Source organism: Sedimentitalea xiamensis, assembly GCF_030164465.1.
GTDB classification, from domain to species: Bacteria; Pseudomonadota; Alphaproteobacteria; order Rhodobacterales; family Rhodobacteraceae; genus Sedimentitalea; species Sedimentitalea xiamensis.
The window spans coordinates 24,423-34,599 of the sequence record NZ_JASNJE010000040.1 but is presented as its reverse complement, the minus strand read 5'-3'; the positions used below and the strand labels follow the sequence as shown (position 1 = coordinate 34,599).

Genomic DNA, 10,177 nt, shown 5'->3' with positions numbered 1-10,177 from the left:
CATGCTTGCGCGCCTTCCGTTCCGCCTCACCCTCCGCCTTGATGCCGGTGCTGCCGATTGGCACGTTCAGCGGGCCGTAGGGGATGTTCGGTTTCAGCGTTCGCCGGCGGCGTCCGGTTCACGTCGATCTTCGGTTCTGGATCGGTCTTCGGCGCCTCCCCGAACACCCCGGTTGCGCCCTCAATGAGCTGATCGCGCCACTGCTTGATCTGGTTCGGATGAACGTCAAAATCCTGCGACCGCTCGATCAGCGTCTTCTCGCCCTTGATCGCGGCCACCGCCACTTTTGCCTTGAATGCCGGGCTGTGGTTCCGGCGTGGTCGTCTTGCCATTGGTCTTCTCCTCGCTCGCAGCATCATGCCGCCGTTGCGCGGAAAATCCACCTATCCCGGCTGTTCAGTTTTCCCGAGCCACCTCTTACCGCGTCTTGGGCATGTTAATGCTCCGGGAGAACTGCTCGGAAACGCGCCTGGATTCACCAATCGGCCGACCGCACGCGACCCCTGAAGGACTCGAACCCTCAACCTGTCGATTAGAAATCGGCTCGCCTCCTCCCTGCCTAGCACTATTGCCACCTCTAAACAATAGCTTTTTCAGTCATTTGGAGGTAACGTCCCCCTAAGCTGCCCGCTCCTGCCCGATCCCCTCCCGGTTCGGAGACGGTTCGGACAGCGGCAGTGAGACGGTTCGCAGGAGGTGCGGAGATGCCAGAGAGGCTGACGGAGGCGCGGGTGAGGTCGCTCGCATACGAGGGGAAGCCCGCCGTGGTGCGGGACGCGAAGGTGACGGGGCTCCTCGTCGCCGTGAACAAGGGCTCCAAGTCCTACAAGGTCCAGCGGGACCTGTGGCAGGGGCCGCGCGGGCGCAAGGTGCTGGTCAAGACAGTCCGCCACACCCTCGGGGGCACCGAGGAGATGACCCTTGACGAGGCCCGCAGCCGGGCGCTCGCGGTGCTGGACCAGATCAAGCGCGGCATCGACCCCAACGCCCCGCCGCCCGACGCCGCCGATGACGCGGGCACGTGGACGGTGCGCCGGATGTTCGAGGAGTATGGCGCGGACATGCGCGCCCGGGGCTGCGTGGACAGGTCCGTTGACGACATGATGGACCGGCTGGCCCGCTACCTGCCTGACTGGGCCGACACGCCCATAACCGAGGTGCGGCGGAGCGCTGCCCGTGAGGAGCACCGCCGGATAACCGAGCGGCACGGGGCCACGACCGCGAACAAGGCCATGCGCGACTTCCGCGCCGCCTACAACTTTGCGCTCAAGGTGGTCGATGACCCGGACGCCCTGCCGGGCAACCCCATCGCGGCGGTCACGTTCAACAAGGAGCGGGCCAGCAACCGCGTCATAATGCCCGACGACCTCGCGGACTGGTGGGCGCGGGTGCAGGCGCTGCCCAACCCGCTCCGGCGCGACATGCACCTGCTCGGGCTGCTCTCGGGCCTGCGCCCCGGGACCCTCGTTGCGCTGCGCCGCGAGTGGGTCCGGCTTGACGACCGCGCCGTTTCCATCCCCCGGATGAAGTCGGGCCGGTCCTTCGACCTGCCCCTGTCTGGGCACATGGTGGAGTTGCTGGGCCGCGTGATGGCGGCGGGGGACCTGCTGTTCCCGGGCGCGTCGTGGCTGTTCCCCACCCGGTCCAGCCGGACGGGCGAGGTGATCGCAACGCAGGTCTGGAAGGAGAAGGCGCTGCCATCCGAGACGGGCCACATCCTCCGCCACACCTACCGCACCGTTGCCCAGCGCACGGGCATCGACCGGGTGAACGCGCGCCTGCTTCTCGACCACACCGTGCCGGGGATAGATGGCGTCTACATCCACGAGCGCGCCCTGTTCGACACCCTTCTGGCCGAACAGGAGCGGGTGACGGCTGCGATCCTCGCCCTGCTTGAGCCCGACACAACAACGGATTGAGGGCTGCGCAGGGGGAATTAGGGTTTCCCAAGGCGGGCCGCCAAGGGTAAGGTAGGGACCACGAGACTACCCTGAAACAGGGGACGCCGGTGAACCCCGGCGTTGGGAACCGCGTCGGCCCACCGGGACGTGCCGCGCGCGGGGAGCGCCCCATGCGGGGGGCGCGGGGCAACCCGGTGGGTGCTTCGGCACCGATGCCCTGTCACCTAACCGACCGCCTGCGCAGCAGGGCGGTCTGGACTGGTGACGAGACGTGGACCAACAGACCATTGACGCCATTGCGGAGGCCCTCGCTGAGCGCCTCCTGCGCGAGCTGCCCCGTGGGCGGCTCCCCATGACCCCTGAATACCTGACCGCCGACCAGGTGGCCCAGATGACGGGCTTCTCAACCAAGTCGCTTGAGGCATACCGCGCCAAGCGCCAGGGACCGCCCTTCCTGAAGGTGGGCCACAGCGTCCGATACCGCGCCGATGACGTGCGCGCGTGGATGGAGGCAGGCGAATGAGGGGGGACAGGAAGAAAGACGCCCCCAGCTCCGGGACGGAAGCCGGGGGCGGAGGAGAGGACAGGAGCCGTCATCATCACCCTGATGGCACGAGTATACCCGGCCCGGCCACCGGAGCCGACCAGAAAGACTTGTTGCCTGACACGGCGGCGGCGGTTGCGTTCCTTGAGGCGTGGCGTCCCGGCGGGCCTTGGGTCCTGACCGCGATTGAGGTGGACGGTGCCCCGGACGCCCCGACCCCGACCCACACATTGACGACCGCAGACGCGGTGCGGCGCTGGATCCACGACTACAGCGGCGGGCGCTGGAACCTCTACTTCACGCCCAACGTGACGCGCGGCCCCGTGCGCAAGAAGCCCAAGAAGGCGGACATGGCGGAGGCCGTGGCGCTGTTCTGTGACGTGGACCCCCGGGTGCGCGAGCCGCTGGACCCTGAGCGGGCGCGCATCGCCAAGCTCTTTGTTGACTGGGCAAAGGACGGCAAGCCACTCCCGTTTCCCCGCCCCAGCGTCGTGGTGGACAGCGGCGGCGGGATGCAGGGCTTCTTCCTGTTCCGGGAGCGCGTCCCGCTGGACAGCGCTGAGGTGGTGGCGGATGTGGAGGCCCGCGCCATCGGAATCAAGGCCGCCGTGGAGGGGGACAGCGTCCAGAACGTGGACCGAGTGATGCGCCTTGTCGGGACGGTCAACTGGCCCAGCGAGAAGAAGCGCAGGGATGGCCGGGTGCCCCGGCTCGCCCGCGTCGTGGAGGCACACTGGGACCGGCGCTATGACCTTGACGACTTCCCCGCGCCCAAGGGGGCGGCCAGCGGCGCGGCTCCTGCCTCGCCTGACCGCAGCTTCGCGGCTGCGGCGGACGTTGACGTGGAGGCGCTCGACCTGCCCGACCGGGTGAAGGCGCTGATCGTCAACGGTGAGGACCCTGACGAGCCGGGCCGGTGGGCGGACAGGTCAGACCTCGTGTTCCATGTCCTGTGCGAGATGGTCCGGGCGGACCTGCCCGAGGCGGTGATGAAGGCGGTGATCCTTGACCCGGACCTTGCAATCAGCGCGCACGTCCGCGAACAGAAGGGCGCGGACAGGTATGCTGACCGCCAGATCGCCCGAGCTCTTGAGGCGCAGCCAAGGCCCGGGCCGGTCCTGCACGGCGGACCGGCCCGAGCCGCAACAGGCGCGGCTTGCCGCCGCTGCCCTCGCCTCCGCCCCCCGCCTTGCCGTGGTGCAGGCCCGCCTCGGGTGCGACCACGCCGGGCCGGGCTCGCCCCTCGTGGCCCGCCTCTGGGCACTTGAGTATGCGGCGCTGTTCGGGCTGGTGCTGCCCGCGCTCGCCCGCCTCGGGCTGCCCTTCCTCTTGGGCGGGACAAGCAACTGGTTCCGGGCGGACGCCCTGCGCGCCGCCGGGGGCTGGGATGCCCACAACGTCACCGAGGACGCGGACTTGGGGGTGCGGCTCGCCCGGCTGGGCTGGCGCTCCTCCACCATCGACAGCACGACATGGGAGGAGGCCCCCGTCACTGCACTCGCTTGGCTGCGCCAGCGCGCCCGGTGGCTCAAGGGCTTCGCCGTGACCACCATCGTCCACGCCCGGGAGCCGCGCCGCGCCGCCCGCGACCTCGGGCCAGCCGCTACCGCCGCCCTGCTGGCGCAGCTCCCCGCGTCCCTGCTGTGCATCGCGGCGCACCCGCTGGGCCTTGCTGTCCTGCTGGGCGGGGACCTGTCCGGGAGCCTCGCGGCCCTCCTGCTGGCGGGATACGCCACCGCGCTCGCCCTCCACACCGCCGCCGCCCTCCGGGCTGGCCTCCCGCTGTGGCTGGTCCTCCTGCTGCCCGCCTACTGGCTCGCCCTCTGGGCAGGGCTCCTCCTCGCCCTCTGGGACCTTGCCCGGGTACCCCACCACTGGCGAAAGACCGATCACGGGAGGGCGAGGCGCGGGCGCAACACCTTGTGTGACAGGGCAGAATCACCGCAAGAAACAGGTCGCATCGGCTGACCTGTGGCGCTAGGGTCACGTTGACGGGGGTTTAACCCCTGCGCTATATGTTCGCGGAATGTTCACGGGAGGATCACTTGGAGCTGACCAGCATAGACCTGTTTTCGGGGGCCGGTGGGCTGAGCCTTGGGCTTGAGCGCGCTGGGTTCCGCCCTGTGCTGGGCCTAGACCTGAACCGTGACGCCTGCGCAACCTACCGCCGCAACTTTCCCGGCGTTGAGGTCTTGGAGCAGTCAGTGACTGAGGTGGACTTCCGGCAGTGGCGCGGCGTTGACCTGATCGCAGGCGGCCCCCCCTGCCAGCCGTTCTCGAATGGTGGCAAGCGCCTTGCGGCAGACGATGTGCGCGACATGCTCCCGGAGTTCGTGCGCGCCGTGAACGAGGCGATGCCCCGGGCGTTCCTGATGGAGAACGTCGCGGGCCTCCTCGCGCCACGCAACCGGGAATACTTCGACAGCGTCCTTGCGACCATTGACGAGCGCTACACTGTCCTCCCTCCCCGGATCGTGAACGCCGCTGACTACGGGGTGCCGCAGAAGCGGCTCCGGGTGATGGTGATTGGCTTCCTCAAGGGGGCCGTGGACTTCCCGGCACCCACTCACCGCCCGGGGCGCTACGCCACAGCCGGTTCCGTGATCCGGCGGGGCGAGGTCCGGGGCACCCCGAACCCATCCAAGGTTGTCTACGCCAAGAAGCCGGACCTGCGCCCGAGCCCCTACGCCGGGCAGCTCTTCAATGGCGGCGGGCGGGCAATCAACCTAGACCAGCCAGCGCCCACCATCCTTGCCTCCGCCGGGGGCAACAAGACACACTTCATTGACGAGCTGGACGCGGTTCCGCCCTACCACAAGCACCTCTGGGACGGCGGCAGGCCGAGGCAGGGGACACTTGAGGGCGGACGGCGGCTCACGGTCCTTGAGTCCGCGTTGCTCCAGTCATTCCCTGCTGAGATGGTGTTCGAGGGCTCGCGCAGCTCGCAGTATTCACAGATCGGCAACGCAGTCCCGCCCCGGCTGGCCGAGGTCGTGGGGGCCTCAGTCGCCCGCGCGCTCCACTAGGTCCTCCTCGCGCAGGCGCTCAACGAGGTGGTTCACCCGCCCGGTGTCGGGCTGGTAGCGGTCAAGGTATTCATACAGCCGCGTCAGCGCATCGGCCCTCTGAGGGCGGGTCAGGACAGCCGCAAGGACCTCCACAACCTGCCGGGCGTCTAGCACCGACACGTCCTCCGCCAGTTCCCGCAGCGCCACGCCCACGGCAGCGCGCTCCCCCTCGGGCCGGGCTGCGACGATGTGGAGCCGGGACAGGTCGTTGTCGCGGATGGTCTTGGACGCGCCCGCGAGCTTAGTGCGCCAGTCGTTGGCGGTGACTTCAAATGCCTCAAGGACGCGGCTGCCCGAGGCCACCTGCACGTCACCCGCGACAAAGGCGCTGCGGTCTGAGGCGTTCAAATTCTTGGTCTCAACCCGGACGCGCCCCTCGCCGTGGTTTTCGACCAGCGTGTGGAGTAGCGCCGCAACCGCAAACTGCTCGAATGCCCCACCGGAAGGGGTGTCGAGCAGCCCAGACAGGAGCCCGACAGTCCGGGCGAAGGTCAGCGCACTCCGGTTCAGCTCGGGCATCGGGAGGACGGGCCGGGCCGTGGCTGCGACCGCCGCACAGGCTAGCCGCAGAGCAGCCTCGCGCTCCGCTTGGGTGGCACCCGTCGCCCAGTGCAGGAAGGCGTCAAAGCGTGGAACGTTCCCACGCATGAGCGACACGTTGTTCTTGCCTATGTTCTGGTAGGCGTCCTTGACCCCGGAGATGTGCCGCTGGGCGAGGAACGTGCCGAGGTCCGCCGCGAAGCCGCGCGCGCCTTCCTGCCTCTGGGTCAGGTCCGCCTCGGGCACCTCAAGGCCATAGGCGAGCTGGATCATTATCCCGTCGCGGTAGCTGAGGTATCTGTGGGCGAGGGCGGCATCAAGGTCGGCCACCGCCTGTTCCGGGAGGGCGGCCCGGGCGTCGGCAATCGCCTGCTCGCCGGACTGAGGGTCCGTGAGGAACCCGTCCAGCAGGGCAATTACCCTGTCCCTTGCATCCGTTCCCGTGCCCAACGCAACGCCCTCCGACAACACAGCCGGGAGCTATAGTGCATGATTCTCAGGGAGATGCGAGGGAGGAGTTGGCGACCCCGCCAGGACTTGAACCCGGAACCTAGCGCTTAGAAGGCGCTTGCTCTATCCAGTTGAGCTACGGGGCCGTGACGCCGTGATAACGGTTCGGAAAACGGTTCGCAACGCGCGCCGAAAAACCTACCCGCCTGTTTCTTCTCCTCTTTTCGGCCCCAGACCCGCCGATTAGAAGTCGACTGCTCTATCCAGTTGAGCTAAGGGGCCTGCGGCGCGCCACGACGTTTAAACGATTGGCGAAGTTGGCACAATCCGCCTTCGGCTCATTTTCTCGCGGCTTCGCGTCTGGCTTGCTCGCAATCGTAGCAGACACCTTCACCCGGAATTCGCTTGTTGCTCCCGCATCGACGACAAGGCCGATCTTCCGCCAGATAATAACGCTCTCCCTTTGCCCGTGCTTCCGCTCGCTGTGGGTTCGGAGAAGGCACACCAAGGTCGCCGCGGTGGTAGGCGTGCCAAACGGCAATGCTAGACGGTAATCTCCCCGATCTTAAAGCATTTCGGGATTAACCTGGCGCATACCCGGCATCACGCATGGCTTTGGCGGCTTGCGCATTCTTGTGCGTGGCCAAATTGTCGAGAATGACCGCGGTTTCGGGTGCGAGTTGCGGCACCAGCACCTTCTCGACATAGGCCGCGAAGGCGGGACCATCCATGGCCCCCTTGATGACCCAGGGCGCGATCATGGCATCGGTGGTGAGGCCTGCAATGAAGGTCTGCGTATCCCAGGACCCGAATGGTGCGTCCATCGCCAGCCGGTCCCCACGCGGCGACCATCCCCGCTGGCGGGTCAAGTTGGTTTTCACCGATGTTTCGTCCGTTGCGCGGCAATCCGCCGGGAGGGGATGAAGACAACACGTTCAGGGGCTTCAGCCACGGCTGGGATACAATACCTGAGCCAATCTTCGCGCTGTCGCTGCACCCGAAGCGCCTCAGGTAAAGGTGCCGACATGATCCATCCTCCCGAAAACGAGGATCCACAAAATCAGCCACATGGGAATCCCTGCGATTCAGGTTCCGGGCGGAAAGCTTTAGGCGGCGTCTGCATTTAGCTGCGGCTGGGGAAAGTCATTCGGGGGCCTCTGTGATTGCTGGTGCCGAATTTGGCGTAGCTGGCGATAAAATCAGGCTTGCTATGGAGCGGCGCTCAGTACCGTCATTCCCTTCGAGGTATCCCGAGCGCGCCCAAGCGTGGCTTGCAGACGAATCTACCTTTACGTGCGAACAGTGCCGAAAACACGGGACACGGACTCGCGAGGACGACGACGCGGCTTTGCTTGACGCTCATCGGATAATTCGGTTGTAGCCCTACCTACGTAGGGGCAATCGTCCAGAGCCGCGGTCTTTGACACGCCCTGCACGGGCCAACCGGTCGCTGCGCTTCGATGCCACTCCAGACGCCAGAACAAACGGGCAACATACAGGGTCGAGCGGGCTCCTCATGCGAGCATTCATCTCCTATTCACATCACGACAACGCTGCACTGGAGCGCCTGCACGACCACCTCAAGAACCTAATCCAGGACGGGCATATAGAAACTTTCTACGACCGCGACATTCTGGCTGGTAGTGAACTGGACGCCGATATTGAACGGAAAATGGAAGCAGCCGATCTATTCCTGCTCGCGGCAAGCCCTGATTTCATCGCATCCGACTGCTGTGTCGAGCGCGAGATGAAGCGGGTGCCTGAACGCCATGCCGCCGGAAATGCCCGCGTGCTGCCCATCGTCGTGAAGGAATGTGACTGGAAGGTGATGGATATGTTGCGCCAACTCAAGGCCGGCGACAACTCGGCCAACGGTGGCTTCAATGTCTCGGCAGATGACTACGAGCATTTCCTGACCCAGACGATGAACATGTTCGGCAACGCAGGCATCGCCTATGACTGAGCGCGTCCGTTTCCGTTACAACAACTGCGGCCACCGTTTCGAAACCGAGGTGCTTGACGAAGACGCACGCGTTGAAACCCGCCGTGAAAATCGACCGACCAACGCCGTGTATTGCCCGGAGTGCCGCCGGACCGATAGTCGAGGTGGCTGGGAGTAGAATGGCATTCGGCACCGATCTCGCGCGACGCGCAGCAAGTTGTCGGCACTGTCGAAAAGTCAGTCAAAGTTTAGGGGTGCATTATCAGCCCCCAAGCTGTCGATTGCGGGGACCGGGATCCGCAGGACGGTCGGCATGTCCAAGCCTCGGACGAACCCTTCTGTCGGTGCCTGAAACACCTCAACGCCATCGCCGACGATGAGGCCCAGAACGCCGCAGACGAAGATGAGCCAAGGCGCGATCGCAACGCCGTTCCGCATGTCGCCATCGCGGCTTGGATCGGCGCGGCCGATCTCGACGCGCATGAGGCGCTCCTCGCTTTCCGCCGCAGCGTAGTGGGTCTTGGTTCAACGTTCGACCGACAGATTGAACCCTGCAAGGTCTGTATCGTGGTACCAGTCTATCGAATCGTGAAATGGCAGGCCGTCCACGACGGCCTGGGTGATTTTGGTGTGCGGCATCGACGCGCTCCGATGTTGATGGCGTTTTGACCGCTAGGTCGCGATCGTTGTCGGGCCTTGTCGGCAGATGACACAACCGGAATTGCGAGGTAAATCGTTGAAATAAAAGGTGGACACCGAATGTCGCATAACGTCGGCAGTTGGGCAGCAGTGATAAGAAGTCAGGCGCTCTATCCAGTTGAGATATTGGACGGCTGAAGCCGCCTTTGCCGCTGCTTTCCGCCCGAGGCAAAGGTTCAGAGCGTCAAAGTCATGAAATGGCTCAGCGGGTCGTCGGAATAGTCCCCGAAAGGTCCGCAGGTGACGAAACCCGCGCTGGCGTAAAGCGCCCGGGCGGCGGCATGTTCCGGGCCGGAGCCGGTTTCCAGAAACACCCGCCGCAGACCTGCCGCGCGGGCCTCTGCGAGCAACGCGCCCAGCACCTTGCGGGCAACGCCCCGGCCGCGCAATTCGGCGAAGGTGTGCATCGATTTGATCTCACCGTAATCGACATACCGTTTCAGTGCACCGACACCTTGCAACGTGCCGTTTTCGCGCAGTCCGAACAGCACGATATCGTCCGATTTCAACGCCTCCGACGGCAGGGCGTGACAGCTTTCCGGTGGCGTCTGCGCCTGCATCAGCGCCAGGTGCCGGTCCAGCAACGCGCGCACGTCGGGCGCGTCAGGCGACACGGCCTCGATACAGGAGCTTGTCAATGGGTCCAGACTCCGCGTCGGTTGGTGGCGAAATTGTCACCGTAGCCGCCGGGGCGCACGTTGGGCTTGCGCTTCTTCGGTTCGAAAACGTCGGCCTCGATGCCGTGGGCCTGTGCGTATTCCAGCGCCGCCTCCTTGGTGGCGAACCGCAGGCGCACCTGGCTCTGCATGTCATCGGAGGAGGTCCAGCCCATCAGCGGGTCCACTTCCCGCGCGCTGCTCGGCGCGTAGTCCAGAATCCAGGTTCTGGTTTTTGCAGTGCCCGACGACATCGCGGTGCGGGCAGGCTGATAGATACGGGCACGCATGAAAGGCTCCTGTGATCGACGCGTCGTTTATCCGGGATTTGACCAGCCTGGGCAAGGTCCGTTTTGCCGCGCCCGCGCGCCCGTCCC

General features: G+C 65.7%; 10 protein-coding genes, 1 tRNA gene and 3 pseudogenes. 6 read left to right on the top strand and 8 right to left on the bottom strand.

The window, feature by feature from the left end:
• Nucleotides 1-112, bottom strand: a pseudogene (locus tag QO034_RS20930) (IS5/IS1182 family transposase); the annotation flags it as partial.
• Nucleotides 113-119: 7 nt separating this feature from the next.
• A pseudogene (locus QO034_RS20925) lies at nucleotides 120-332 on the bottom strand (transposase); the annotation flags it as partial.
• Nucleotides 333-704: 372 nt separating this feature from the next.
• Here QO034_RS20925 and QO034_RS20920 point away from each other — a divergent pair.
• The 5 genes from QO034_RS20920 (at nucleotide 705) to QO034_RS20905 (ending at nucleotide 5,471) form a co-directional block, all read left to right on the top strand.
• Entirely contained in the window at nucleotides 705-1,919 is a 1,215-nt protein-coding gene (locus QO034_RS20920) for a tyrosine-type recombinase/integrase (protein ID WP_284487471.1), read from the top strand.
• Between the two features lie 334 nt (nucleotides 1,920-2,253).
• Nucleotides 2,254-2,424, top strand: coding sequence for a helix-turn-helix transcriptional regulator (locus QO034_RS20915; protein WP_284487470.1), 171 nt, complete (start codon nucleotides 2,254-2,256; stop codon nucleotides 2,422-2,424).
• A gap of 134 nt (nucleotides 2,425-2,558) precedes the next feature.
• Entirely contained in the window at nucleotides 2,559-3,713 is a 1,155-nt protein-coding gene (locus QO034_RS23410; protein ID WP_407696796.1) for a hypothetical protein, read from the top strand.
• A complete protein-coding gene (locus tag QO034_RS20910; RefSeq protein ID WP_407696795.1) occupies nucleotides 3,640-4,413 on the top strand; it encodes a glycosyltransferase family 2 protein in 774 nt (257 codons plus the stop codon). The genes QO034_RS23410 and QO034_RS20910 overlap by 74 nt, the downstream gene beginning before the upstream one ends.
• Before the next feature lie 77 nt (nucleotides 4,414-4,490).
• Nucleotides 4,491-5,471: a DNA cytosine methyltransferase gene (locus QO034_RS20905; RefSeq protein WP_284487468.1), complete on the top strand. Its 981-nt coding sequence runs from the start codon at nucleotides 4,491-4,493 to the stop codon at nucleotides 5,469-5,471.
• Here QO034_RS20905 and QO034_RS20900 read toward each other — a convergent pair.
• From QO034_RS20900 to QO034_RS20890, 3 genes and pseudogenes are all read right to left on the bottom strand, one after another.
• Complete coding sequence (locus QO034_RS20900; protein ID WP_284487467.1) at nucleotides 5,448-6,503, bottom strand: hypothetical protein; 1,056 nt, start codon at nucleotides 6,501-6,503, stop codon at nucleotides 5,448-5,450. The two genes, QO034_RS20905 and QO034_RS20900, sit on opposite strands and share 24 nt — an antisense overlap.
• Nucleotides 6,504-6,572: 69 nt before the next feature.
• Nucleotides 6,573-6,649: transfer RNA gene (locus tag QO034_RS20895), tRNA-Arg, on the bottom strand.
• Nucleotides 6,650-7,084: 435 nt separating this feature from the next.
• Nucleotides 7,085-7,387, bottom strand: a pseudogene (locus QO034_RS20890) (transposase); the annotation flags it as partial.
• 632 nt (nucleotides 7,388-8,019) lie between these two features.
• On the opposite strand from QO034_RS20890, the gene QO034_RS20885 reads away from it, so the two are divergent.
• Nucleotides 8,020-8,466, top strand: coding sequence for a toll/interleukin-1 receptor domain-containing protein (locus QO034_RS20885; RefSeq protein ID WP_284487466.1), 447 nt, complete (start codon nucleotides 8,020-8,022; stop codon nucleotides 8,464-8,466).
• Between the two features lie 216 nt (nucleotides 8,467-8,682).
• Here the strand turns inward: QO034_RS20885 and QO034_RS20880 are convergent, their stop codons facing one another.
• From QO034_RS20880 to QO034_RS20870, 3 genes are all read right to left on the bottom strand, one after another.
• Nucleotides 8,683-8,928, bottom strand: a complete 246-nt coding sequence (locus QO034_RS20880) for a hypothetical protein (RefSeq protein WP_284487465.1) — start codon at nucleotides 8,926-8,928, stop codon at nucleotides 8,683-8,685.
• A gap of 392 nt (nucleotides 8,929-9,320) precedes the next feature.
• On the bottom strand, nucleotides 9,321-9,782 hold the full coding sequence (locus QO034_RS20875; protein ID WP_284487464.1) for a GNAT family N-acetyltransferase: 462 nt from the start codon (nucleotides 9,780-9,782) through the stop codon (nucleotides 9,321-9,323).
• The gene (locus tag QO034_RS20870) at nucleotides 9,779-10,090 is read right to left on the bottom strand and encodes an ETC complex I subunit (protein ID WP_284487463.1); all 312 of its coding nucleotides are present in this window, start codon (nucleotides 10,088-10,090) and stop codon (nucleotides 9,779-9,781) included. Before QO034_RS20870 ends, QO034_RS20875 begins: the two co-directional genes overlap by 4 nt.
• Nucleotides 10,091-10,177 lie beyond the last annotated feature (87 nt).

Coding starts and splice junctions, on each gene's coding strand:
- QO034_RS20920 (WP_284487471.1), top strand. CDS start 705: ATGCCAGAGAGGCTGACGGAGGCGCGGGTGAGGTCGCTCGCATACGAG.
- QO034_RS20915 (WP_284487470.1), top strand. CDS start 2,254: ATGACCCCTGAATACCTGACCGCCGACCAGGTGGCCCAGATGACGGGC.
- QO034_RS20885 (WP_284487466.1), top strand. CDS start 8,020: ATGCGAGCATTCATCTCCTATTCACATCACGACAACGCTGCACTGGAG.
- QO034_RS20880 (WP_284487465.1), bottom strand. CDS start 8,928: ATGCGCGTCGAGATCGGCCGCGCCGATCCAAGCCGCGATGGCGACATG.
- QO034_RS20870 (WP_284487463.1), bottom strand. CDS start 10,090: ATGCGTGCCCGTATCTATCAGCCTGCCCGCACCGCGATGTCGTCGGGC.